We start from the raw sequence: 23355 nt of genomic DNA, 5'->3' as shown, positions 1-23355 counted from the left end.
AGCGAGCAGAAGCCCGAATTCGACCAGGAAATGCCCCTGGTCTCGCACCTCACCGAACTGCGCACGCGGCTGTTGCGCTGCGTCGCGGCGATCTTCCTGATCTTCGCCGCGCTGTTCTATTTCGCCCAGAAAATCTACACCCTGGTATCGGCGCCGCTGCGGCACTACCTGCCGGAAGGCACGACGATGATCGCCACCGACGTCGCCTCGCCCTTCCTCACCCCGTTCAAGCTGACCATGGTGGTGGCGCTGTTCCTCGCCATGCCGGTGATCCTCCACCAGGTCTGGGGCTTCATCGCGCCCGGCCTGTACCGCCATGAGAAGCGCATCGCCGTGCCGCTGCTGGTCTCCAGCGTGGTGCTGTTCTACAGCGGCATGGCGTTCGCGTACTTCCTGGTGTTCCCGCTGATCTTCCACTTCTTCGCCAGCGTCACCCCGGAAGGGGTGTCGATGATGACCGACATCAGCAGCTACCTCGATTTCGTCATGACGCTGTTCTTCGCCTTCGGCGTGGCCTTCGAGATTCCGGTGGCGGTGGTGCTGTTGATCTGGATCGGCGTGGTCGACGTGGCCTACCTGCGGAAGATCCGCCCCTACGTGATCATCGGCTGCTTCGTCGTCGGCATGGTCCTGACCCCGCCGGATATCTTCTCCCAGACCCTGCTCGCGGTGCCCATGTGGCTGCTGTTCGAGGTCGGCGTGTTCTTCGGCGGGCTGGTGCGCAAGCGCCGCGAAGCGGAGGAAGAGCAGGACCGCGACGCCTCGTCCGACCAGCCGCCCGCCCCGCTGCCGTGAACCTGCTGCTGCTGGAGGACGCCGACTTCATCGCGGCGGACCGCGCGGTGCTGCGCGGTCGGCGGCTGCTGCACCTGCACGAGGTGCATCGCGCCGAGAACGGCGACAGCCTGCGGGTCGGCCGGCTCGGCGGCGCCATGGGCCGCGGCGAGCTGGTGCGCCTGGAGCGCGAGGAGGCCGAGCTGGTGGTCTGCCTCGACCAACCGCCGCCGGAAAAACTGCCGCTCACCCTGCTGCTGGCCCTGCCGCGCCCGAAGATGCTGCGCCGGGTCCTGCAGACCGTCGCGGCGATGGGCGTGCCGCGCCTGGTGCTGCTGAACAGCTACCGGGTGGAAAAGAGCTTCTGGCAAACCCCCTTCCTCGAACCGGCGGCGATCCGCGAACAGTTGATCCTCGGCCTGGAACAGGCGCGCGACACTCGCGTGCCCGAGGTGAGCCTGGAAAAGCGCTTCAAACCCTTCGTCGAGGATCGCCTGCCCGGCCTCGCCGCCGGCAGCCTCGGCCTGCTCGGCCATCCCGGCGACTACCCGCCCTGCCCGCGCGCGGTCGACGGCCCGGTGACCCTGGCGATAGGACCCGAGGGCGGCTGGATTCCCTACGAGGTGGACAAGCTGAGCGCGGCCGGCCTGGCGCCGGTCCAGCTCGGCGAGCGCATTTTGCGGGTGGAAACCGCGGTCACCGCCCTGCTCGCCCGGCTGTTCTGACCCATATCCGCGTCACCGCCGGCGCGCCCCTCCCGCACCCGTGCCGAGCGTCCTGCGCACGCCGCGACGCCGCCGCGGTCTACCTTTGCTGCGAACACCGGGAACCGCCATGCGCACGCTGACCCTCGACATGAATCGCCTGGAAGCCCTGCTGGACGACCCCGGTCAGGCCGAGCACTACCTGGACCTCGACAGCGGCGCCTTGCTCAGCCTGGAAGCGGATGCCGATGACCAGCAGGCCGCGCAAGCGCTGGCCGAAGCACCGCAGCGCTATTGCCCGCTGGAGGGCCTCGGCGAGGCCGACCGGCTGGCCATGGGCGAAGCCTTCCTCTACGAGCTGGACGACCCGCACGCCCACCCGATCCTCGCCGCCGCCCTGGCCGGGCGCCGGCCGCTGCGCACCTTCGACTACGAGCTGGAGCGCCTGCCGCGGATTCGCCAGGCCTGGCGGGATTATCGTCGCGGCGCGCTGCATGAATGGGCGCTGGCCTGGCTGGAAGAACGCGGGATCGAGCCGGCGCGGGAACCCGCGGCGGCGGATGCCTTGATGCCCGAAGGCATCCGTCGGCGCCTGTACAAGTCCTGAGGCGAGGCGGGAGTGGCCGGTCGGGCGCGTCCCGCCGGAATCACAGCACCTGGCGCAGGAAGGCCTGGGCGCGAGGGTCGCGCGGCGCGGCGAAGAACTGCGCCGGCGGCGAATCCTCCAGCAGCTTGCCGTGATCGAAGAACAGCACGCGGTCGGCCACTTCGCGGGCGAAGCCCATTTCGTGGGTGACGCAGACCATGGTCATGCCTTCCAGGGCCAGCGCCTTCATCACGTCCAGCACCTCGCCGACCATTTCCGGATCGAGGGCCGAGGTCGGCTCGTCGAACAGCATCACCTTGGGTTCCATGCACAGCGCGCGGGCGATGGCTACCCGCTGCTGCTGGCCGCCGGAAAGCCGTGAGGGGTACTCGTCGGCCTTCTGGCCGATGCCGACCTTGGCCAGCAGCGCCCGCGCCTTGTCCTCGCGCTCGGGCTTGCCGCGCTTGCGCACGACCTTCTGCGCCAGGCAGAGGTTCTCCAGCACGGTCATGTGGGGGAACAGGTTGAAATGCTGGAACACCATGCCGACTTCGCGGCGATAAGCGTTGATATCGGTCTTCGGATTGGCCAGGTCGAGGCCGTCGATGCTCACCGAGCCGGCATCGAAGGCTTCCAGGCCGTTGAGGCAGCGCAGGAAGGTGGACTTGCCCGAACCGGACGGCCCTATCACCACCAGCACCTCGCCACGGGCGACGTGGGTGGAGACGTTGTCCACCGCGCGCACCACCTGCCCACGGGTATCGAAGATTTTCACCAGGTCGCGGACTTCAATCACTTTGTCCCAGCCTCCGTTCGAGCCGGCCGGCCAGGTGCGACAACGGCAGGTTGATGACGAGGTAGAGGGCGGCGACGCAGAACCAGATCTCGAAGGTGGAGAACGAGGTGGTGATGGCTTCGCGCCCGCTCTTGGTCAACTCGGTGATGGCGATCACCGACACCAGCGAGGTGTCCTTGACCAGGCTGATGAATTGCCCGGCCAGGGGCGGCAGCACGCGCTTGAAGGCCTGGGGCAGCACCACGTGGCGCATGGACTGGGCGGCGTTCAGGCCGAGGGAACGCGCCGCCTCGTCCTGTCCGCGGGCGATGGACTGCACGCCGGCGCGGACGATCTCCGCCACATAGGCGCCAGTGAACAGCGCCAGGGCGGCGACCCCGGCGAATTCGCGGCTCAGGTTGAGCACGGTGCCGATGAAGAAATAGAAGATGAAGATCTGCACCAGCAGCGGCGTACCGCGGACCACTTCCACGTAGAGGGTCGACAGGTTGCGCAGGGTGGGGTTGGGCGAGAGCCGGCACAGCCCGGTGAACAACCCGAGCAGCAGGCCCAGGGCGCCGGATGCGGTGGAAATCCACAGGGTGGTCCACAGGCCCCAGAGCAGCGGGCCGGCCGCCCAGTGGCGGGTCACGCCGAGGCTGTCGCCTTCGGCGACGTCGTCGCCCTGGCCGACTTGCAGGCTGTCGCGGTCCACGTCCACCACTTGCTGGCCGGCGCTTTCGCCGCTCAGCGTGAGGCGGGCGCGGTCGCCCTCGACGACCAGCGCCTCGACCCGGCCGAAGTCGGCGGCGCGCTGGGTCTCCTCGGCCTGGTAGGCGAAGTACTGCGGCACGCGGTTCCAGCGCCACTCGTAGGAAATCAGGGAGGTGGAATACCAGATTCCGGCGGCCAGCCCGACCAGAATCGACAGGGTCAGGAGGTGCCAGGGCCAGTCGAGGCGTTTCTTTCTAATCACGGGAAATCTCGGATGAAACGGGAAATCGCGGGGCCGGTCGACCCCGGGGTCGACCGCCCGCGCCAGGCGCTAGGCCGGGCTCACTCCATGTCTTTGAGCCATTCGGTGTTCTTGAACCACTTGGCATGGATGCGATCGTAGGTGCCGTCGGCCTTGATCTGGTGCAGGAAGTTGTCGATCCAGTTCAGGCTGTCGTAGTCACCTTTCTTCAGGCCGAAGGCCAGCGGCTCGTAGGTGAAGGGCTGGTCGAGGTAGATCAGCTTGCCGGCGCCGGCCTTGTTCACCGCGACGACGTTGTAGGGCGCGTCGTAGATGAAGGCATCGGCCTTACCGTTGACCACGTCCATCACCGCTTCCTGCTCGTTGTCGAAACCGTGGTACTGGGCCTTGCCGATCAGTTTCTTGGCGACCATCTCGCCGGTGGTGCCGATCTTCGAGGTGATGCGGTACTTGCCGTCGTTGAGGTCCTTGTAGGACTTGATCTCGCCTTCCAGGTCCTTGCGGATCAGCAGGGTCTGGCCGACCACGATGAAGGGTTCGGTGAAGTTCAGGCGCAGGTTGCGCTCCTGGGTCAGGGTCATGCCGGAGCCGATGATGTCGAACTTGTCGGTCAGCAGGGCCGGGATGATGCCGTCGTAGGCGGTGGACACCAGTTCCAGCTTGACCCCGGCGGCCTTGGCCATGGCCTTGAGCACGTCCACCTCGAAACCGATGATCTCGCCGCGCTTGTTGGTCATTTCGAACGGCATGTAGGTCGGGTCCATGCCCACGCGCAGGGTGCCGCGCTTGACCGCATCCTCGATGGCGCCGCCGGCATGGGCCAGGCCGGTCAGTGCGCAGGTGGAGAGCAACAGTGTCGCGAGAAACTTCTTCATTCCCTTTCCTCGATGGGCGGATGATCGGAGTGCCGCTGCCGGCAGGCGATAAGACGCGGCGAATCCTAACCGGCATGGGCCGGTATGGCGAGTGGACATTAGCCGCCGGCACCGGCGAGGCGACGCGTTACCGCCGCCGCGCGCCGCGAAACGAGGCAAGAATCGGACCGGCGCGGCCGGCTCAGGTCTCCAGCAGGAAGGTCACCGGCCCGTCGTTGACCAGGTGCACCTGCATGTCGGCGCCGAAGCGGCCGCAGGCCACCGGCGCGTGGCGCGCGCGGGCCTGTTCCAGCAGGTGGGCGAACAACGCCTCGGCCCGCTCCGGCGGCGCCGCGCTGGAAAAGCTCGGGCGCATGCCGCTGCGAGTGTCGGCCGCCAGGGTGAACTGCGAGACCAGCAGCAGGCCGCCCCCGACGTCGCTCAAGGACAGGTTCATGCGCCCCTGGTCGTCGCCGAACACCCGGTAGTTGAGCAGCTTGTGCAACAGCTTGTCGGCCCGCGCCGGGTCGTCGTCCGGTTCGACGCCGACCAGCACCAGCAGGCCCTGGTCGATGGCGCCGAGCACTTCGCCGGCGACCTCGACCCGCGCGCCGCGTACCCGCTGGATCAGTCCCCTCATGCTTCTTCCGGCGGCAGGTCCAGCAGGCGCCGGGCGATCAGGTCGGCGGCGCGCACCAGGGCGTCGGCGATCCCCGGCTCGCCGGCGACGTGGCCGGCGTCGCGGATGATCTGCAACTCGCTGTTCGGCCAGGCCTGGTGCAGCGCCCAGGCGTTGTCCAGCGGGCAGACCACGTCGTAACGGCCATGGACGATGATCCCCGGCAAGTGGGCGATCTTCGGCATGTCGCGGAGCAATTGGTCGGGTTCGAGGAAGGCATCGTTGACGAAGTAGTGGCACTCGATGCGGGCGATGGACAGCGCCTTCTCGTGGAAACGCTCGACCACCTGGGGATTGGGTCGCAGGGTGGCGGTGCGGCCTTCCCAGCAGGACCAGGCCTTGGCCGCCTGCATCTGGGCGATCTCGTCAGTGCCGGTCAGGCGCGTGTAGAAGGCGCGCATCAGGTCGCCGCGCTCCTCATGGGGAATCGGCGCCAGGTAGTCCTGCCAGAAGTCGGGGAACAGGCGGCTGGCGCCGTCCTGGTAGAACCAGTGGAAGTCCTGCGGCCGGCAGAGAAAGATCCCGCGCAGGATCAGCGCGTGGACGCGCTCGGGGTGGGTCTGTGCGTAGGCCAGGGCCAGGGTCGACCCCCAGGAGCCGCCGAACAGCACCCATTTGTCGATACCCAGGTGCTCGCGGATGCGCTCCAGGTCGGCCACCAGGTCCCAGGTGGTGTTGTTTTCCAGGCTGGCGTAGGGCGTCGAGCGACCGGCGCCGCGCTGGTCGAAGGTGACGACGCGGTACAGGGTGGGGTCGAAGAAGCGTCGGCTCAGGGCATCGCAGCCGGCGCCGGGGCCGCCGTGGATGAACACCACCGGCAGGCCGTCCGGCGAACCGCTTTCGTCAACGTAGAGAACGTGCGGTTCCTCCACCGCCAAGTCGTGGCGTGCGTAGGGTTTGATCTCCGGATACAAGTTCTGCATTGATGCCCTCCCGAATCATGACGAGCGGGTGCTCGCCGACGGCGGCCCTTTCTCGTTCCTGGAGGGCATCATAACGAGGAAAAAGCCGCGCGGCATGCTTCATCCGTAAGGGCGGGCGAAGCGGCTCAGAACTTGTGGATCGCCGAGTCGGGCGCGCGCCAGATCAGCGCGGAAGTGTCGTAGCCCTGGCTGCGGGCCACCTCCAGCAGGCGCTCGCGGGTCGCCCCGTCGACTTCCGGCTGGCGCGCCAGGAGCCACAGGTAGTCGCGATCCGGATGGCCGACCACCGCGGTCTGGTAGTCGTCGTCCAGGTAAAGCACCCAGTACTGCCCCTTGGCCAGGTCGGGATACAGTGAGCTGAACCAGTTATCGAAGCGCACCCAGAGCTTGTCGGTCTGCCCGGCGACCTGCGGGAAGGCCTGGCCGTGGACCTGGTTCCAGTCGCCTTCGCGGGTGCGGCAGCGGTTCTCGACCTCGATGCGACCGGCGTCCAGCAGGCGGTAGTGCGCCTCGGACTGGGCGCAATTGCGCTGGAAGAACATCGGTAACCGCGCCAGCTCGTACCAGGTGCCCTGGTAGCGCTGCAGGTCGACGGCGGCGACGGTCTTGGGCGGCGGCAGCTCGCGGGACGGACCGGCGCAGCCCAGCAGCAGCGAAGCGGCGAGTACCGCGACCAGCGCCCTCATTTCAAGCCATGCCCGGAGAACACCACCACCTGGTCGGCGGCGTACTGCACGCTGATGAAGGCCTTGTCGTCGCCCCAGGTGCAGCTGGTCAGGCCGAGGGCGCCGGCGCACTCGCTGGGCGCGCCGAGCAGGGTCTCGACCTCCGCCTTGCCCATGCCGACGTGCAGCCGCGAGTAGTTTTGCTGGTTGACCTTGCCGCAGGCGGCGAGGACGAGGCAGAACGTCAGGAGGACGAGGGTGCGCGTGGACATGGAATGCTCCGGGGAAAGGCGACCGCGACGGCGAACCGTCGCGCAAGCATTGGAGGCGCGCGGAAGGACCGGGGTTCCTCCCGCCGGGCGCCCGGTCAGCCCTTGTGGTAGCCGGTGACGCGCTCGACCTCCTCCTTGGAACCAAGGTACACCGCGACGCGCTGGTGCAGCGACGTGGGTTGGATGTCGAGGATGCGCTGGTGGCCGTCGGTGGCGGCGCCGCCGGCCTGCTCGACGATGAAGGACATCGGGTTGGCCTCGTACATCAGCCGCAGCTTGCCCGGCTTGGCCGGGTCGCGGGCGTCGCGCGGGTACATGAACAGGCCGCCGCGGGTCAGGATGCGGTGCACGTCGGCGACCATCGAGGCGATCCAGCGCATGTTGTAGTTCTTGCCCAGGGGGCCCTGGTCGCCGGCCAGCAGCTCGTCCACGTAACGCCGTACCGGGGCTTCCCAGTGGCGCTGGTTGGACATGTTGATGGCGAACTCGGCGGTGCTGACGGGCACTCGGATGTCCTCGTGGGTGAGCACGAAGCTGCCCATCTCGCGGTCGAGGGTGAAGCCCATGACACCGTCGCCCAGGGTCAGCATCAGCATGGTCTGCGGACCGTAGATGGCGTAGCCGGCGGCCACCTGCTTGGTGCCCGGCTGGAGGAAGGCCTCCTCGCCCAGGTTGTCGTTCTGGCTGAAGCACTCGTCCGGGCAGCGCAGCACCGAAAAGATGGTGCCGACGGAGACGTTGACGTCGATGTTGGAGGAGCCGTCGAGGGGATCGAACACCAACAGGTAGGCGCCTTTCGGGTACTTGCCGGGGATCTGGTAGGCGTTGTCCATCTCTTCCGAGGCCATGCCGGCCAGGTGGCCGCCCCACTCGTTGGCCTCGAGGAGGATTTCGTTGGACAGTACGTCGAGCTTCTTCTGCACTTCGCCCTGGACGTTCTCGGTGTCCATGCTGCCCAGCACGCCGCCCAGCGCGCCCTTGGACACCTCGTAACTGATGCGCTTGCACGCGCGCGCCACGACTTCGATGAGGAAACGCAGGTCGGCCGGGGTGTTGTGGCTGCGGGTCTGCTCGATCAGGAAGCGACTGAGGGTGACGCGAGACATGGGGGAGGCTCCGGAAGGAAGAAAAAACGCGCGGAGTTTAGCGCGTTAACGCATGCGGCGCCTCTCGACCACGAGAGACGCCGCTGGTTCCAACGGAGCCGCCGATACCGCGGGGGCACCGGCGGGCCGTCACCAGTCGAGGGCCAGGCTCAGGCTGATGCCCTGGCGGGTGTCGTCGTCGCCATGGCGCAGGTCGTAGCCGGCGCGCAGCGACAGGTCCGCAGTCAGTTGCTGGCTGAAGCCCAGGCTGGCGCGGGTCATCTTGTCGTCCGGGACATAGCCCTGCAGGGTGAACGCGTGGCCGGGCAAGCTGTTGAGGCCGAGGGTCAGGTCGCTGGCATCGTCCTCGTACTCGCGCTCGCGGGCCACTTCGGCGAACACCTGGGTCGCCGGGGTCACCTGGAAGCGTCCCTGCAGCCCCACCCCGAGGCGCTTGGAGGTGCGGGTCTGGTCGTCGACGCTCAGGGCGGTGGAGCGGTCGCTCTTCTCGCGGTAGCCGTCGAGTTCGACGCGGGCATAGTCGGCGCTGACGAAGGGGCTCAGGTGCCAGAGGCTGCCGGGCTCGGCGATGTCGTAGCCGAAGCGGCCACTCAGGGCCCACAGGGAACCGTCGGTGTCGCCCTTCTCCTGGCGGGTGACGCCGCCCAGGGCGATGTTGCGCTTCAGGTCGTCGTAGTCCAAATAGCCGCCGCTCAGGGCCAGGTCGCCCCACCAGCGGTTGTGCTGGTACTGGGCGAACAGCGTACCCAGGTAGCTGCGCAGGTCGTAGTCGGAATCCTTGGCGCCGGCCTCCAGGGATTGCTTGTACAGCCCCAGCGCCGCGCCGACCCGCCAGTCCTGGTCGAGACGATAGCTGCCGCCGAGATCGAGGCTGTAGCCGTGGCCATCGGCGTCCACCGCGCTGGATTGCTCGTCGAAGTCGAGCCGCTGGCCGCCGCCGCTGACGAAGCTGCGCCACTGGCCGACGCCCTGCCAGCCCTCCCAGTCGGCCAGCCACTGGCCGCGCAGGTGATCCTGGTGGGAGCGCAGCGCGCCATGGGCCATTTCCGGCAGCAGGGTCAGTTCCCAGGGCGCCGACAGCAGCGAGTAGGTGTAGTCGGCGGAGACCTGCTGGATCGCCGTGGTCGGGTGCACGCTGTCGTTGAACAGCAGCCGGGAGGGGTCGGGCGTCGCACTGGTGATGCCCCAGGTCGGATTGACGTTGGCGCAGCCGTCGAAGCAGGTGCCGGTGAGGTTCTGGGTGGCGTCCAGGCCGTAGCTGGCGGCGTCGTGCAGCACCTCGCTGAACAGCAGCGGCACGTTCAACGGGATCACCTGGGCCTGGATGCCGCGCAACTGGCTGAGCAGTTCGTCGTTGACCGCCGCGCCGAGGGTTTCGAAGGCGCCGGCCAGCGGGGTGCCGGACAACGCCGGCGTGCTGCCGACGTTCGGCAGCAGCGATACCACGATGTAGCGCGCACCGGCCTGTTGCAGGGCGCGCACGCTGTCGGCCACCTGGGCGCCGGTGGCATGCGCCTGCTCGACGTTGAGGACACGGCCCTGGAGGAAGTCGTTGCCGCCGCCGTTGACGTAGAACAGCGCGTTGGGATCGAGCCTGAGCCCCCGGTTGGCCAGGTCGACCAGGTAGCCGTCGCGGGTCCGGGTGCCGGCCACCGAGCCGCCGGCGGCGGTGATGGAGGCGTAGATTTCGTCGCTGCGGTAGCCGCCCACCGCCCAGTTGTCGCCGTCGGCCCAGCCGTGCTCGGCGTACACCGAGGACGTCGAAGGCGCCTGCGGCCCCAACCCGAGGCGCGCCCCCAGGATCATCGGCGAGGTGGCGCCGATGGTCTCGCCGCGACCGCTCTGGTAGGTCGGCCCGACGCGGTTGGTGAAGCGTCGCGTGGCGCCGTCCGGCCCGCCGGTGTCGGGCAGTTGCCCGGCGTCGCTGAGGCTGTCGCCGAACACGATCAGGCTGGAATAGGGCGCGGACTGGGCGGGGGCGGCGGCGATCGCCAGCAGGCAGGCGGCGGCCAGGGGGGTCAGGGTGCGCAGCATCGGGATGTCCTTGTGGCGTGTTGTCGTTGTTATGGCAAGGCGATAAATGCTGTGACTTTAGCTGGCCCGCCGCCAGTATGCATCCCCCGCCGCATCGCCCCGGCGGGTTTCCGACGCCGTCGCCGCGCCGCGCTCGCCAGGGACATCGCGGCAGAGGTCCCGGCGGCGCCACGAGCGCGAAAGAAGCGTTTATCCGCGGCAACCAGGACGCCGCGGGCGACGGCTGGCTCGAGGCAAGCGCGGACGACCCGCCGCGCATGCCTGGCGCCGCCTGGGCGCGACCGCAGGACGGGGAACCGAGTCGCGCCAAGGCGCCGACCGATCGATGGGGACAGGCAATGACGGAAGAGGCCGCCTGGCGACAGGCGATAAAGGACAGATGCGGCACGCCGCTTCAGGGCGACGCAGGCTGGGCGCAGGCCTCGCCGTGGCCTTCGACCCGCGCGGCGCGGGGCGCAGGGTGCCTGCCACCAGCCGCCGGTCGCTGCTGTCGCGGACGGCGCCGCGGATACCGTGCGGGGCTTGCCGAGGGATGTCCACCGGGGCGCGGCGAGGGCGGGACCGAGGCGCCGCCAGCGCCACGCTCGCCCCGGCCGAAACCCTCAAGGGACCAGTGGCAGTTCGCGTTTGTGCTGGGAGCGGTCGTAGGTCCTGACGATCAGTTCATAGGCCTGGTCGCTCACCGGCTTGCCTTGGAGGAAATCGTCGATCTCCCCATAGGTGACCCCGTAGGCTTCCTCGTCCGGCTTGCCGGGGCGCAGTTCCTCCAGGTCGGCGGTCGGGATCTTCAGCGCCACCTTGTCGCCCGCCCCCAGGGCACCGGCGATGGCCCGCACCTGGCCCTTGACCAGCCCGCTGAGCGGCGCCAGGTCGCAGGCGCCGTCGCCGAACTTGGTGAAGAAGCCCATCACCGCCTCGGCGGCGTGGTCGGTGCCGATCACCAGGCCGTTGTGGGCGTTGGCGATGGCGAACTGGGCGATCATCCGCATCCGCGCCTTGACGTTACCGACCACGAAGTCGCGGCGCTCGTCGCTGAGCCCGGCCAGGCTGGCGATCTGCGCGCCCAGCCCGCGCACGCCGTCGGCGATGTTCACGGTCTGCACTTCGTCCGCCTGGATGAAGCTCAGGGCGGCCTGGGCGTCCTCCTCGTCGTGCTGCACGTTGTAGGGCAGGCGCACGGCGATGAAGCGATAGTCGGCGTCGCCGGTTTCTTCGCGCAGCGACTCCACCGCCAATTGCGCCAGGCGGCCGGCGACCGTCGAGTCGACCCCACCGCTGATGCCCAACACCAGCACCTTGAGGCCGGCGCGACGCAGGCAGTCCTTGATGAAATCCTTGCGACGCTCCACTTCGGCCAGCAGCGCGGCACGGTCGGCGAAGGGAGGGATCACGCCGAGGGCTTCGGCGATCTCGCGTTGGCGGTTACTCATGCTCGGGTCCTCATTGACGGTCGGTGACACGGAAGACGTGCTTCAGGTAGGCGACGAAGTTCTCGTCGCGGCATTGGGTCTTGCCGGGGCTGTCGGAAATCTTGGCCACCGGCTGGTCGTTGCAGGCGGTCATCTTGATGACCATGTTCATCGGCTCGACCCCCGGGATGTCGCAGGTGAGGTTGGTGCCGATGCCGAAGCTGACGTTGATCCGCTCGTGCAGCGCGCGGTACAGCGCCAGCGCCTTGGGCAGGTCGAGGCCGTCGGAGAAGACCAGGGTCTTGCTCATCGGGTCGATGCCCAGGGAACGGTAGTGGGCGATGGCCTTCTCCGCCCATTGCAGCGGGTCGCCGGAGTCGTGGCGCAGGCCGTCGAAGAGCTTAGCGAAGTACAGGTCGAAGTCGGCGAGGAAGGCGTCCATGGTGATGCAGTCGGTCAGGGCGATGCCGAGCAGCCCGCGGTACTCGCGGACCCAGCAGTCCAGTGCGGCGCTCTGGCTGTCGATCAGCCGCGGCCCCAGTTGCTGGTGCGCCATCAGCCATTCGTGGGCCATGGTGCCGATCGGCCGCAGGTCGTACTCGCGGGCCAGGTGCACGTTGCTGGTGCCGACGAAGCGCCCGGGGAAATCGCGCTTGAGGATGTGCACCATCTCCTCCTGCACCCGGTAGGAAAAGCGCCGGCGGGTGCCGAAGTCGGCGATCTGGAACCCCGCCAGCTCGGCGTCGCTGGCTTCCGCGCGGAGCCAGTCGAGCTTGCGGTAGAGCTGTTCGCTGACCTGCTCCATCACCACTTCGCGGTAGCGATAGCGGTTGCGCACCTCGCTGACGATGGCCAGCAGCGGGATCTCGAAGAGGATCACGTGCAACCAGGGGCCGCGCAGGCGGATGCACAGCTGGTCGCCGTCGACGCCGGTCTGCACGTAGCGCAGGTTGAAGCGGAACAGGCTGAGGAAGCGGATGAAGTCCGGCTTGATGAAGGAAATGCGCTCGAGGAAGGCCAACTGGTCGGCGGTGATGCTGGTCTCGGCCAGGCGCTCGATCTGGTAGCGGATTTCCGCCAGGTAGGGCCGCAGGTCCTCGCCGCTGCGGCAGCGGAATTCCCATTCCACCTCGGCGTTGGGGTAGTTGTGCAGCACCGCCTGCATCATCGTCAGTTTGTAGAAGTCGGTGTCCAGCAGGTTCTGCACGATGCGCTCGGCAAACACACTCTCGGCCATGTTCAGCACTCCAGCGAGGAATTCAATGAGGCATCCAGCGCTTCCGGGCTGGCGCACAGGGCAATGCCCGCCGCGCGCATCTCCGCCTCGGCCGCTCTCGCGGTCGATTCGGCGATGGCGCGACAGGCCGGCAGGTACAGGCTGACCGCGAAACCGGCCCGGCGCAGTTGCAGCGCGGTGGTCTTGACGCAGTAATCCAGCGCCAGGCCACCGACCACCACATGACTGACGCCATTCTGCCGGAGAAATTCGATCGCGCCGGTGCTGCGTCTCTCGGCCAGGTCGTGGTAGCAGGCACCGTAGGGATGCAGGTCCGGCTCGACGCCCTTCCAGACGAAGTAGTCGTAGTCCAGCGGCTGCGGCAGACCGTCGAGCAGTTCGAAGCCGGGTGTCCCCGGGACGCAGTGGCTCACCCAGCTGAGATCGGCGTTGGCCAGCGGCAGGCTGCGCAGCATCTCCGCATGGCTGGCGACCACCCAGGGCGCCTGCGGACTGTGGGCATCCTTGCTGCCCAGGCGCAGGTGGGCGCGCTCGGCCATCTCCTGGAGGGCGGGGACGATGCCGTCGCCGCCGGGAACCGGCAGTTCGTCCGGGCACAAGGGCGTGAAACCTTTCTGCGCGTCGATATCGAAGCTGGCGATCTTCATACTGCGATCCTTTTGCTGTTTTGTCGGCTGCCGCGATTAACGGCTGGCTACATATTTCATCTGATGTAATATGTAGTCAACCGTTATTTTCCCGGAGCCTCCCGGCATGCGCACCCGTCGACACGTTCCCTTCCCCATCCCAGGCCGTCGCCATGCCCTCGCCCGCAGGGCCGCCCCATGAGCCGCGCGGAGGTGCTGGCCAGCGTGGATATCGTCGCGCTGCGCCTGAATCCGGCCGGCGCACTGGACCTGCTGCTGATCCGCCGCGCCCGCGCGCCCTTCGCCGATCGCTGGGCGCTGCCGGGGGTGCTGGTCAACGGCCGCTGCGCCGACCCCAGCCTGGACGCCGCGGCGGAGCGCGCGCTGCACGACAAGGCCCGGTTGCGGCCGCAGCACCTGGAGCAGGTGGCGACGGTGGGCAACGCGCGGCGCGACCCGCGTGGCTGGTCGCTGAGCACCTTCTACCTGGCCCTGGTGGCGCCGGCCACCACGCTGGAGGACGAGGACCTGCGCTTCGTCGCCCTGGACGAGGTGCTGCACGGCCGCCTCGCCCTGCCCTTCGACCACGCCGAGCTGGTGGCCCAGGCCCACGAACGGCTGGCCGGCAAGGCGGTGTACAGCTCGCTGCCCCTGCACCTGCTGGCCCCGCGCTTCACCGTCACCGAGGCGCTGGCGGCCTTCCAGGCCTGCCTCGGTCAGGCGGTGCAGCACACCACCTTGCGCGGCCGCCTGGAGCGGATGAAAAGCGCCGGCTGGATTCTCGACACCGGCGAACGGCAGCAACCGCGGATGGGCCGCCCGCAACGGGTCCTGGAACAGCGGCCGGGCGCGGGCGGGGTGTACCTGTTCGATCGCAGCGTGCTGAGCTGAGGGCGGCAGGCGGCGGGCGGTAGTTCACAAATCCGCCGGCGCCGCTATGATGCCCGCCCGCCTCACCCGCTCCCTTGGAAGATCATGAACAATAGGCTGATCGTCGGCGCCGACCTGGACCGTACGGATACCTGGATCAGGTACGAAAAGACCCTGTGCCACGCCTGCGTGTCCAGTTGCTGCACCATGCCGGTGGAAGTGCGCATCGCCGACCTGATCCGCCTGGAACTGGTGGCGGAGTTCGAGCGCGGCGAGCCGCCCAAGCAGGTGGCCAAGCGCCTGATGAAGGAAGGGGTGGTGGAGCGCTTCAACCAGAAGCAGGGCATCTTCACCCTGACCCGCCTGGCCAACAACGACTGCTATTTCCTCGACCGCAAGACCCGCCTGTGCACCGTCTACGACAAGCGTCCGGAGACCTGCCGCAACCATCCGAAAATCGGCCCGCGTCCGGGCTACTGCGCGTTCAAGCCGATCTGAAGGCCGCGCGGCTCAGTGCCGCGCCCCGCGCAGCCGACCCACCAGGCTCACCCCCGCCAGCACCAAGGCGCCGGCGGCGATGCCGAACAGGGCGTTGAGCAGGGTCGGCGTCAACGCCGCGAGCAATCCCCCGATGCCGGCGATCCCGGCGGCCTGACCGGCCAGCGCCTCGATGCCATGGTGCAGCGGCGCGATGCCGTGGGCGAGGATGCCGCCGCCGACCATGAACATCGCCGCCGTGCCCACCACCGACAAGGTCTTCATCAGGTAGGGCGCGGCGCGCAGGATACCGCGGCCGAGGCGCTGCGCCGAGGCCGCCGCGCGCTGGCTCAGGTAGAGCCCGAGGTCGTCCAGTTTGACGATGCCCGCCACCAGCCCGTAGACGCCGACGGTCATGATCGCCGCGATGCCGGTCATGACCACCACCTGGGTCATGAACGCGGCGTCGGCCACCGTGCCCAGGGTGATCGCGATGATCTCCGCGGACAGGATGAAGTCGGTGCGGATCGCCCCCTTCACCTTGTCGCGCTCGTAGGCCAGGGGGTCCAGTCCGGTTTCGCCTTGGGCCACCGGCGCTTCGACGGGCTCCGGGGCCTCCGCGGTTTTTTCCGGACCATGCAGGAACCGCTCGGCCAGCTTCTCGAAGCCTTCGTAGCAGAGGAAGGCGCCGCCGAGCATCAGCAGCGGGGTGACCGCCCAGGGCGCGAAGGCACTGATCAGCAACGCGGCCGGCACCAGGATCAGCTTGTTCAGCGCCGAACCCTTGGCCACCGCGAGCACCACCGGTAGCTCGCGGTCGGCGCGCACGCCGCTGACCTGCTGGGCGTTCAGCGCCAGATCGTCGCCGAGCACACCGGCGGTCTTCTTCGCCGCCACCTTGGTCATCGCCGCGACGTCATCGAGCACGCTGGCGATGTCATCGAGCAGGGTCAGCAGGCTGGCTCCAGCCATAGGGGTCGTCCTCAGAAAAGGGGGATGCGGGCCACCGCGTGGCGCAAGGCGGTCGGATGACGGCGATGGCGTCCGCCGCAAAAGACCGGAGGCGGAGTCTACGGACTGCCCGCCAGCCTGCCGAGGGGGTTTTTACATGTTGTCGAGGTTTTGTGGAAAAGCTCACCGAGCGGCGCCCGCCGGCGCGCAACGGCCGGCACAGGGACCGGTGAGCCCGGCGCCCGTGCCGTCGTTGCAGGAGAGCCTTGGAGCAGCCCTTGCCACGGCGCGTTCCAGGTGCGCCGGTCAGGATCGCAGAGCGGGGTCGGCGAGCGAAGGCGCCGAACGCGCGACCCACGGGATGAGCCTCGGCGCGTTCCGCGGGGACTAGAAGGTGTGACGGCGCAGCAGGACGTAAGCCAGCACCAGCAGGGTGGCCAGCAAGGCGGTGAGCAGGGCGCGAATCGACCAGTAGATCAGCGAGGGCCGCTGTTCGCGTATGCAGCGGCGCAGGTCGCCAGGGCCGTTCAGGGTGCCTTCGAGGAAGGCGAAGCTCAGACGGATCGCCAGGAGCGCGGCCGGCAGCAGGATCGCCAGGGCGAAGGCCGCACCGTCCAGCGGCGGCAGCACCGACACGGCCAGGGCCGGGGTCAGGCAACTGACGGCGAACAACGCGACGCACAGCAGGATATCGAGCATGACGGGGTTCCTTCCGCACAGAGGCCGGTTCGGCGGCCGCAGCAGCATAAAGGCTGCGGAGTCGGGAGCAACGCTTTTCAGACATGAAAACGCCCTCGCCGGGTCACCGGCGAGGGCGCTGGAGCACCGCCGAAGCCTGCCGCGGGGCAGGCCACGGGGGTTGCCGGGGCATCAGCCCTTGGCGCTACGCTTGCGATCGTTCTCGTTCAACTGCTTCTTGCGCAGGCGGATCGATTTCGGCGTCACTTCCACCAGTTCGTCGTCGTCGATGAATTCCAGCGCCTGTTCCAGGGTGAACTTGATCGGCGGCACCAGGGCGATGGTTTCGTCCTTGCCCGACGCACGCATGTTGTCGAGCTTCTTGCCCTTGGTGGGGTTGATCACCAGGTCATTGTCGCGGCTGTTGATCCCGCACAGTTGGCCTTCGTAGATGTCCTGGCCGGGCTCGAGGAACAGCTTGCCGCGATCCTGCAGGGTTTCCAGCGAATAGGTCAGCGCCTTGCCGGTGGCCATGGACACCAGCACGCCGTTCGGCCGGTGGCCCACTTCGCCGACCTTGATCGGGCCGTAGTGGCTGAAGGTCGAGGTGAGGATGCCGCTACCCGAGGTCATGGTCAGGAAGGCGTTGCGGAAGCCGATCAGGCCACGCGCCGGCACGGTGTACTCCAGGCGGATACGGCCCTTGCCGTCCGGCACCATGTTGGTCAGGTCACCCTTGCGCAGGCCCATCTGTTCCATGATCGGACCCTGGTGCTGCTCCTCGACGTCGATGATGACGTTCTCATAGGGCTCCTGCTTCTCGCCGTTGACTTCCTTGATCACCACTTCCGGACGGCCGACGGCCAGTTCGAAGCCTTCGCGGCGCATGGTTTCGATCAGCACCGAGAGGTGCAGCTCGCCACGCCCGGAGACCTTGAACTTGTCCGCGGAGTCGCCTTCCTCGACGCGCAGGGCGACGTTGTGCAGCAGCTCCTTCTCCAGGCGTTCCTTGATGTTGCGGCTGGTGACGAACTTGCCTTCCTTGCCGCAGAACGGCGAGTCGTTGACCTGGAAGGTCATGGACACGGTGGGCTCGTCCACCGACAGCGGCGGCAGGGCCTCGACGTTCTGCAGGTCGCAGAGGGTGTCGGAAATGTACAGCTCGTCCATGCCGCTGACGCAGACGATGTCGCCGGCCTGGGCCTCGGCGACTTCGACGCGCTGCAGGCCGGAGTGGCCCATGATTTTCAGGATGCGGCCCTGGCGTTTCTTGCCGTCGGCGCCGACCGCCACCACCGGGGTGTTGGTCTTGACCTTGCCGCGGGCGATACGGCCGATGCCGATCACGCCGAGGAAGCTGTTGTAGTCCAGCTGGGAGATCTGCATCTGGAACGGGCCGTCGACGTCCACCTTCGGCACCGGCACGTGGTCGACGATGGCCTGGAACAGGGCGTCCATGTGGTCATCCATCTTCTCGTGGTCGAGGCCGGCGATGCCGTTCAGGGCGCTGGCATAGACGATCGGGAAGTCCAGTTGCTCGTCGGTGGCGCCGAGGTTGTCGAACAGATCGAAGATCTGGTCGATGACCCAGTCCGGACGCGCGCCCGGACGGTCGATCTTGTTCACCACCAGGATCGGACGCAGGCCGGCCTTGAACGCCTTCTGGGTGACGAAACGGGTCTGCGGCATGGGGCCGTCCTGGGCGTCGACCACCAGCAGCACGGAGTCGACCATGCTCATCACGCGCTCCACCTCACCGCCGAAGTCGGCGTGGCCGGGGGTGTCGACGATGTTGATGTCGTAGCCGTTCCATTTCAGCGCGGTGTTTTTCGCCAGGATGGTGATGCCACGCTCTTTTTCCTGGTCGTTGGAGTCCATCACGCGCTCGTTCTCGAGCTCTTTGCGGTCCAGGGTGCCGGACAGGCGCAGCAGCTTGTCCACCAGGGTGGTTTTGCCATGGTCGACGTGGGCGATGATGGCGATGTTGCGGAGATTCTCGATCACAGGTCTGTTCTCTTTGCCGGTCCGCCAGTTAGGGGCGGACCTTTAGGTTGGATTGGGCGTGGCGCTACCCAACACGAAATCGATGCGGTCCGGGCGCCCGGCCGCGGCTGCGGCCGGCGGGCACCTAGCCGAGGTCGGGAGGGCGATGGCGGATGCTGCCGCCGAGCAGGCCGGCGCGCTTAATGCGGGCGATAGACGCGAACATTCGCATGGCCCTCGCTGAGCAGATGGTGGGCGTGCAGGCGGCTCATCACGCCCTTGTCGCAATACAGGAGGTACTGGCGGTTGTCGTCCAGTTCCTTGAAGCGGCTGTTGACCGCGTAGAACGGCAGCGGTTGCACTTCGACGCCGTCCAGCTCCAGCGGCTGCTCGTCGGCATCGTCGGGATGACGGATGTCCAGCACCACCTGCCCGGCCAGGGCCTCGCGGACTTCCTCCACCTGCAGGTCGCGGCCGAGTTCGTCGATCACCCGGTCCACGGTCATCTGCCGGGCGCGCTCCAGGGCGCGGTCGAGCACCGCCATGTCGAACTGCGCTTCCTCGTATTCGATGCGCGCGCGCTTGGCGCGGGTGGTCGGGTTCACCGAGATCACCCCGCAGTATTCCGGCATGTGCTTGGCGAACTCGGCGGTGCCGATGGCGTAGGCGGTGTCGATGATGTCCTGCTTGTGGCTGGCCACCAGCGGGCGCAGCACCAGCATGTCGGTGGCCGAGTCGATCACCGTGAGGTTCGGCAAGGTCTGGCTCGACACCTGGGAAATCGCCTCGCCGGTGACCAGCGCGTCGATCTGCAGGCGTTCGGCGATCCGCGTGGCGGCGCGCAGCATCATACGCTTCAACACCACGCCCATCTGGCTGTTGTCGACCTTGCCGAGGATTTCGCCGAGCACTTCCTCGAAGGGCACGCTGACGAACAGCACGCGGTGGGAGCGGCCGAACTTCTGCCACAGGTAGTGGGCGACTTCCATCACCCCCAGCTCGTGGGCGCGGCCGCCGAGGTTGAAGAAGCAGAAATGGGTGAGCAGGCCGCGGCGCATCATCTGGTAGGCCGCCACGGTGGAGTCGAAGCCGCCGGACATCAGCACCAGGGTCTGCTCCAGGGAGCCCAGCGGGTAACCGCCGATGCTGTCGTGCTGGCGGTCCACGATGAACAGGCGCTGGTCGCGGATTTCCAGGCGGACCTCGACTTCCGGCGCCTTCAGCGAGATCCCCGCGGCGCCGCACTGGCGACGCAACTGGCTGCCGACGTGGCGCTCGACGTCCATCGAGGTGAAGGCGTGCTTGCCGCCGCGCTTGCAGCGCACCGAGAAAATCTTGCCGGACAGCCGCTCGCCGTAATGCAGCTTGCACTTCTCCAGGATGTCGTCGAGATCGCCCAGGGGATACTCGTGCACCTCGAGGAAATGCACGATGCCCGGCATGCAGGTCAGGCGCTCGATCATCTCGCCGAGCACCTTCGGCTCGGTCTGCGCGGTTTCCACGTCGAGGTTGTCCCAGACCCCGCTGACCTGCAGGTCGGGGTCGAGATCACGCAGCACCGTCCGGATGTTCTTCGCCAACTGGCGAATGAACTGCTTGCGCACCGGGCGGCTCTTGACGGTGATTTCGGGGAACACTTTGACGATGAGTTTCATGAAAACGACGCGCTGGGAGAAAGGCAGAAAAACAGGGGCGCGGATTATAGCGGAATTGTTCAAGCTTTGACCAAAAAGCGTGAGGCTCATCAAGCGAGCACCTTTTCGGTGCGCCACGCGTCGATACCGCCCCGAATAGGGGCGCCAGTTTCCGGGAAATGCCTGCCCACGCCTCCTGTTGCCTGCTTTTAAGGCCCAGAACCCAATACAGGGCACTGGCATGCAAATTGCTCCCTTGTGAGGCAGGTAGCCCTGGCGGAGTATCCCGGCCCGGCAGAACCCTATTTTGAGCGCCCACCGTGGCCTCATACACCCGGAGGACACCATGTCGAAGTCGCTTCAACTGATCAAAGATAACGATGTGAAGTGGATTGATCTGCGCTTCACCGATACCAAAGGCAAGCAGCAGCATGTGACCATGCCGGCGCGCGATGCCGATGACGATTTCTTCGAGCACGGCAAGATGTTCGACGGTTCCTCCATCGCCGGCTGGAAAGGCATCGAAGCCTCCGACATGATCCTGATGCCGGACGACAGCACCGCCGTGCTGGACCCGTTCACCGAAGAACCGACCGTGATCCTGATCTGCGACATCATCGAGCCGAGCACCATGCAAGGCTACGATCGCGATCCGCGCGCCATCGCCCGCCGCGCCGAGGAATACCTGAAGTCCACCGGCATCGGCGACACCGTGTTCGTCGGTCCCGAGCCCGAGTTCTTCATCTTCGACGAAGTGAAATTCAAGTCGGACATCTCCGGCTCGATGTTCAAGATTTTCTCCGAGCAGGCTTCCTGGAACACCGACGCCGACATCGACGGCGGCAACAAGGGCCACCGCCCGGGCGTGAAGGGCGGCTACTTCCCGGTCCCGCCGGTCGACCACGACCACGAAATCCGCACCGCCATGTGCAACGCCCTGGAAGAAATGGGCCTGGTCGTTGAAGTCCATCACCACGAGGTGGCGACCGCCGGGCAGAACGAGATCGGTGTGAAGTTCAACACCCTCGTCGCCAAGGCCGACGAAGTCCAGACCCTCAAGTACTGCGTGCACAACGTCGCCGATGCCTACGGCAAGACCGTGACCTTCATGCCGAAGCCGCTGTACGGCGACAACGGCTCGGGCATGCACGTCCACCTGTCCATCGCCAAAGAAGGCAAGAACACCTTCGCCGGCGAAGGCTATGCCGGCCTGTCCGACACCGCGCTGTACTTCATCGGCGGGATCATCAAGCACGGCAAGGCGCTGAACGGTTTCACCAACCCCTCGACCAACTCCTACAAGCGCCTGGTCCCGGGCTTCGAAGCACCGGTCATGCTGGCCTACTCGGCCCGCAACCGTTCCGCCTCGATCCGCATCCCCTACGTGAACAGCCCGAAAGCCCGCCGCATCGAAGCGCGCTTCCCGGACCCGGCGGCCAACCCCTACCTGGCCTTCGCCGCCCTGCTGATGGCCGGCCTGGATGGCATCCAGAACAAGATCCATCCCGGCGACGCCGCCGACAAGAACCTCTATGACCTGCCGCCGGAAGAGGCGAAGGAAATCCCGCAAGTCTGCGGCAGCCTGAAGGAAGCGCTGGAAGAACTCGACAAGGGTCGTGCCTTCCTGACCAAGGGTGGCGTGTTCAGCGACGACTTCATCGATGCCTACATCGAGCTGAAGAGCGAAGAAGAAATCAAGGTGCGCACCTTCGTGCACCCGCTGGAATACGACCTGTACTACAGCGTCTGATCCAGCCGTCCCCCGGGACGGGCGCCCGCCACGCGGGCGCGCTACCAGGCCTCCTCCGGGAGGCCTTTTTCATGTCCGGCCACCGCGTTCCTGCCGGACCCGGTTCGCGCGCGGCAGCTTTTCTTCGACCGCCGCACAGCTGCGGTGGAGCGGACTTGCCAGCGTCGCTCGCCGGTGCAAGGCTTGCACGACCGTCCAGCCCTTTCACGGAGAGCGTCCATGCGCCTCGCGATCACCGGTCTGCTGCTGGCATTGACCCTGCCCGTCGTTGCCAGCGCCCAGATCTACAAATACACCGACGCCAGCGGCAACGTCGTGTTCACCAACCAGCCCCCGGAAGGCCAGGCGGCGGAGACCGTCGAGCTGCCGCCGACCAACACCGTTGAGGCGCAGAAACCGGCCGCCGCTCCCGGCGCGGCGAAGGCCGAGGCCGGCGCCGCCTACAGCGTGCTGGAACTGGCCAATGTGCCCGACGAAAACGCGCTGCGCAGCAACAATGGCAATTTCAACCTGGGCGTGGCCATCGAGCCGCGCCTGAAGCCCGGCCACGCGCTGCGCCTGCTGATGGACGGCCAGCCCTATGGCCAGCCGACCAACGTGCCCTACTTCCAGGTGGTCAACGCCGAGCGGGGCGCCCACACGCTGGCGGTCGAGGTGATCGCCCAGGACAAGTCCATCCAGCAGAGCGCGCCGGTATCCATCACCGTCCAGCGGATCAGCGTCAACAGCCCCGCCCGTGGGAACCCCTGACCGATGCGCACGCTCCTGTTCTGCCTGCTCTGCCTCTGCCTGCCCGCGAGCGCCGAGGTCTACACCTACGTCGACAAGGACGGCAACCGCGTCTTCACCGACCGGCCCAGCACCGGCAACGCCAAGCGCTTGCAGATGGCGCCGTCCAACGCCATGCCGGCCACCGCGCCCTACGCGCCGCCGGTACCCGCGCCGATCCTGCCGCCCGCCTATAGCCTGTTGCGGATCATCGTCCCCGAGCCCGATGCGACGCTCACCGACGGCGCCGGCGATCTGATCGTCACCGCCACCAGCGAGCCGGGGCTGCTACCCGGCCACAGCTATCGCCTGCAACTGGACGGCAAGCCCGCCGGCAGCGGCCGCAGCCCGGTGTTCCCGCTGAGCAACCTGGACCGCGGCACCCATACGCTGGCGGTGGAGATCCTCGACGCCGAGGGTCGCATCCTCGAACGCACGCCGAGCCAGCCGGTGCACGTAAAGCGCATGTCCCTGACGCAGAAGCGGCGGGTCCACCCCTGCGAAAAAGCCGACTACGGGGTGCGCCCCGAATGCCCGCTGAAGGACAAGCCGGAAGAGCCGCGCGACATCCCCTACGTGCCCTTCATCTGAATCGTCCGGCCGCTGCACCGATTTGGCGCAGTG

General features: G+C 67.3%; 24 protein-coding genes. 8 read left to right on the top strand and 16 right to left on the bottom strand.

Translation table 11 applies throughout. The features are described 5' to 3' along the window. From tatC to OGL92_RS20000, 3 genes are all read left to right on the top strand, one after another. The coding region (gene tatC, locus OGL92_RS20010) for a twin-arginine translocase subunit TatC (protein WP_263147088.1) at positions 1-795 on the top strand (795 nt) is incomplete at its 5' end. After that, positions 792-1499: a 16S rRNA (uracil(1498)-N(3))-methyltransferase gene (locus OGL92_RS20005; RefSeq protein ID WP_263147085.1), complete on the top strand. Its 708-nt coding sequence runs from the start codon at positions 792-794 to the stop codon at positions 1497-1499. The genes tatC and OGL92_RS20005, both read left to right, overlap by 4 nt. Positions 1500-1608: 109 nt before the next feature. Then, on the top strand, positions 1609-2085 hold the full coding sequence (locus OGL92_RS20000) for a UPF0158 family protein (RefSeq protein WP_263147082.1): 477 nt from the start codon (positions 1609-1611) through the stop codon (positions 2083-2085). Positions 2086-2125: 40 nt separating this feature from the next. Here the strand turns inward: OGL92_RS20000 and OGL92_RS19995 are convergent, their stop codons facing one another. The 12 genes from OGL92_RS19995 to OGL92_RS19940 form a co-directional block, all read right to left on the bottom strand. Next, positions 2126-2860 (bottom strand): amino acid ABC transporter ATP-binding protein, encoded by a 735-nt coding sequence (locus OGL92_RS19995; protein ID WP_263147079.1) that lies wholly within the window; start codon positions 2858-2860, stop codon positions 2126-2128. Further along, positions 2853-3815: an amino acid ABC transporter permease gene (locus OGL92_RS19990; protein ID WP_263147077.1), complete on the bottom strand. Its 963-nt coding sequence runs from the start codon at positions 3813-3815 to the stop codon at positions 2853-2855. Before OGL92_RS19990 ends, OGL92_RS19995 begins: the two co-directional genes overlap by 8 nt. 80 nt (positions 3816-3895) lie before the next feature. Beyond that, a complete protein-coding gene (locus OGL92_RS19985) occupies positions 3896-4690 on the bottom strand; it encodes a transporter substrate-binding domain-containing protein (protein ID WP_263147074.1) in 795 nt (264 codons plus the stop codon). 181 nt (positions 4691-4871) lie between these two features. Beyond that, entirely contained in the window at positions 4872-5309 is a 438-nt protein-coding gene (gene dtd / locus OGL92_RS19980) for a D-aminoacyl-tRNA deacylase (protein WP_263147071.1), read from the bottom strand. After that, positions 5306-6271, bottom strand: a complete 966-nt coding sequence (gene pip, locus OGL92_RS19975) for a prolyl aminopeptidase (RefSeq protein WP_263147069.1) — start codon at positions 6269-6271, stop codon at positions 5306-5308. Before pip ends, dtd begins: the two co-directional genes overlap by 4 nt. Before the next feature lie 125 nt (positions 6272-6396). Further along, on the bottom strand, positions 6397-6957 hold the full coding sequence (locus OGL92_RS19970) for a lipocalin family protein (protein ID WP_263147066.1): 561 nt from the start codon (positions 6955-6957) through the stop codon (positions 6397-6399). Beyond that, complete coding sequence (locus tag OGL92_RS19965; protein ID WP_263147064.1) at positions 6954-7208, bottom strand: outer membrane protein assembly factor BamE; 255 nt, start codon at positions 7206-7208, stop codon at positions 6954-6956. The genes OGL92_RS19970 and OGL92_RS19965 overlap by 4 nt, the downstream gene beginning before the upstream one ends. 95 nt (positions 7209-7303) lie before the next feature. After that, complete coding sequence (locus OGL92_RS19960; RefSeq protein WP_263147062.1) at positions 7304-8314, bottom strand: class 1 fructose-bisphosphatase; 1011 nt, start codon at positions 8312-8314, stop codon at positions 7304-7306. 129 nt (positions 8315-8443) lie between these two features. Continuing rightward, the gene (gene estP / locus OGL92_RS19955; RefSeq protein ID WP_263147060.1) at positions 8444-10348 is read right to left on the bottom strand and encodes an esterase EstP; all 1905 of its coding nucleotides are present in this window, start codon (positions 10346-10348) and stop codon (positions 8444-8446) included. 602 nt (positions 10349-10950) lie between these two features. After that, the gene (nadE, locus tag OGL92_RS19950) at positions 10951-11778 is read right to left on the bottom strand and encodes an ammonia-dependent NAD(+) synthetase (protein WP_263147057.1); all 828 of its coding nucleotides are present in this window, start codon (positions 11776-11778) and stop codon (positions 10951-10953) included. A 10-nt stretch (positions 11779-11788) separates the two neighbouring features. After that, entirely contained in the window at positions 11789-12994 is a 1206-nt protein-coding gene (gene pncB, locus OGL92_RS19945) for a nicotinate phosphoribosyltransferase (protein ID WP_263147054.1), read from the bottom strand. A gap of 2 nt (positions 12995-12996) precedes the next feature. After that, complete coding sequence (locus OGL92_RS19940) at positions 12997-13641, bottom strand: nicotinamidase (RefSeq protein WP_263147051.1); 645 nt, start codon at positions 13639-13641, stop codon at positions 12997-12999. 177 nt (positions 13642-13818) lie between these two features. On the opposite strand from OGL92_RS19940, the gene OGL92_RS19935 reads away from it, so the two are divergent. Together OGL92_RS19935 and OGL92_RS19930 are read left to right on the top strand one after the other, a co-directional pair. Then, positions 13819-14511 (top strand): NUDIX hydrolase, encoded by a 693-nt coding sequence (locus tag OGL92_RS19935; protein ID WP_263147048.1) that lies wholly within the window; start codon positions 13819-13821, stop codon positions 14509-14511. Between the two features lie 81 nt (positions 14512-14592). Next, positions 14593-14988, top strand: a complete 396-nt coding sequence (locus tag OGL92_RS19930; RefSeq protein ID WP_263147093.1) for a YkgJ family cysteine cluster protein — start codon at positions 14593-14595, stop codon at positions 14986-14988. Positions 14989-15000: 12 nt separating this feature from the next. On the opposite strand, the gene OGL92_RS19925 is transcribed toward OGL92_RS19930, so the two are convergent. The 4 genes from OGL92_RS19925 to thiI form a co-directional block, all read right to left on the bottom strand. After that, a complete protein-coding gene (locus OGL92_RS19925; protein WP_263147046.1) occupies positions 15001-15939 on the bottom strand; it encodes a DUF808 domain-containing protein in 939 nt (312 codons plus the stop codon). Between the two features lie 366 nt (positions 15940-16305). Beyond that, positions 16306-16617, bottom strand: a complete 312-nt coding sequence (locus OGL92_RS19920; protein ID WP_263147044.1) for a hypothetical protein — start codon at positions 16615-16617, stop codon at positions 16306-16308. 171 nt (positions 16618-16788) lie between these two features. Then, positions 16789-18600 (bottom strand): translational GTPase TypA, encoded by a 1812-nt coding sequence (gene typA, locus OGL92_RS19915; RefSeq protein ID WP_263147042.1) that lies wholly within the window; start codon positions 18598-18600, stop codon positions 16789-16791. A 179-nt stretch (positions 18601-18779) separates the two neighbouring features. Then, positions 18780-20234 carry a tRNA uracil 4-sulfurtransferase ThiI gene (thiI, locus tag OGL92_RS19910; RefSeq protein WP_263147040.1) on the bottom strand — a complete coding sequence of 485 codons (1455 nt, stop codon included), beginning with the start codon at positions 20232-20234 and terminating at the stop codon, positions 18780-18782. A 325-nt stretch (positions 20235-20559) separates the two neighbouring features. Between thiI and glnA the strand changes: the two genes are divergently transcribed. The 3 genes from glnA (at position 20560) to OGL92_RS19895 (ending at position 23322) form a co-directional block, all read left to right on the top strand. After that, positions 20560-21963 (top strand): glutamate--ammonia ligase, encoded by a 1404-nt coding sequence (glnA, locus tag OGL92_RS19905; protein WP_263147037.1) that lies wholly within the window; start codon positions 20560-20562, stop codon positions 21961-21963. 219 nt (positions 21964-22182) lie between these two features. Then, positions 22183-22713, top strand: a complete 531-nt coding sequence (locus OGL92_RS19900) for a DUF4124 domain-containing protein (RefSeq protein ID WP_263147035.1) — start codon at positions 22183-22185, stop codon at positions 22711-22713. Between the two features lie 3 nt (positions 22714-22716). Beyond that, positions 22717-23322 (top strand): DUF4124 domain-containing protein, encoded by a 606-nt coding sequence (locus tag OGL92_RS19895; protein ID WP_263147033.1) that lies wholly within the window; start codon positions 22717-22719, stop codon positions 23320-23322. Positions 23323-23355: the final 33 nt, after the last annotated feature.

This window comes from Pseudomonas sp. RIT-PI-AD (assembly GCF_025642785.1).
Taxonomy (GTDB): Bacteria; Pseudomonadota; Gammaproteobacteria; order Pseudomonadales; family Pseudomonadaceae; genus Pseudomonas_T.
The sequence above is the reverse complement of the archived record's forward strand: the minus strand, read 5'-3'. Positions and strand labels throughout refer to the sequence as shown.

Bases quoted from the DNA above. Each gene is read 5' to 3' on its own strand.
- OGL92_RS19900 (WP_263147035.1), top strand. From the start codon at position 22,183: ATGCGCCTCGCGATCACCGGTCTGCTGCTGGCATTGACCCTGCCCGTC.
- glnA (WP_263147037.1), top strand. From the start codon at position 20,560: ATGTCGAAGTCGCTTCAACTGATCAAAGATAACGATGTGAAGTGGATT.
- OGL92_RS19925 (WP_263147046.1), bottom strand. From the start codon at position 15,939: ATGGCTGGAGCCAGCCTGCTGACCCTGCTCGATGACATCGCCAGCGTG.
- OGL92_RS19940 (WP_263147051.1), bottom strand. From the start codon at position 13,641: ATGAAGATCGCCAGCTTCGATATCGACGCGCAGAAAGGTTTCACGCCC.
- pip (WP_263147069.1), bottom strand. From the start codon at position 6,271: ATGCAGAACTTGTATCCGGAGATCAAACCCTACGCACGCCACGACTTG.
- pncB (WP_263147054.1), bottom strand. From the start codon at position 12,994: ATGGCCGAGAGTGTGTTTGCCGAGCGCATCGTGCAGAACCTGCTGGAC.
- OGL92_RS19965 (WP_263147064.1), bottom strand. From the start codon at position 7,208: ATGTCCACGCGCACCCTCGTCCTCCTGACGTTCTGCCTCGTCCTCGCC.
- OGL92_RS19920 (WP_263147044.1), bottom strand. From the start codon at position 16,617: ATGCTCGATATCCTGCTGTGCGTCGCGTTGTTCGCCGTCAGTTGCCTG.
- OGL92_RS19935 (WP_263147048.1), top strand. From the start codon at position 13,819: ATGAGCCGCGCGGAGGTGCTGGCCAGCGTGGATATCGTCGCGCTGCGC.
- thiI (WP_263147040.1), bottom strand. From the start codon at position 20,234: ATGAAACTCATCGTCAAAGTGTTCCCCGAAATCACCGTCAAGAGCCGC.
- OGL92_RS19970 (WP_263147066.1), bottom strand. From the start codon at position 6,957: ATGAGGGCGCTGGTCGCGGTACTCGCCGCTTCGCTGCTGCTGGGCTGC.
- nadE (WP_263147057.1), bottom strand. From the start codon at position 11,778: ATGAGTAACCGCCAACGCGAGATCGCCGAAGCCCTCGGCGTGATCCCT.
- OGL92_RS19985 (WP_263147074.1), bottom strand. From the start codon at position 4,690: ATGAAGAAGTTTCTCGCGACACTGTTGCTCTCCACCTGCGCACTGACC.
- OGL92_RS19895 (WP_263147033.1), top strand. From the start codon at position 22,717: ATGCGCACGCTCCTGTTCTGCCTGCTCTGCCTCTGCCTGCCCGCGAGC.
- dtd (WP_263147071.1), bottom strand. From the start codon at position 5,309: ATGAGGGGACTGATCCAGCGGGTACGCGGCGCGCGGGTCGAGGTCGCC.
- estP (WP_263147060.1), bottom strand. From the start codon at position 10,348: ATGCTGCGCACCCTGACCCCCCTGGCCGCCGCCTGCCTGCTGGCGATC.
- OGL92_RS19960 (WP_263147062.1), bottom strand. From the start codon at position 8,314: ATGTCTCGCGTCACCCTCAGTCGCTTCCTGATCGAGCAGACCCGCAGC.
- OGL92_RS20000 (WP_263147082.1), top strand. From the start codon at position 1,609: ATGCGCACGCTGACCCTCGACATGAATCGCCTGGAAGCCCTGCTGGAC.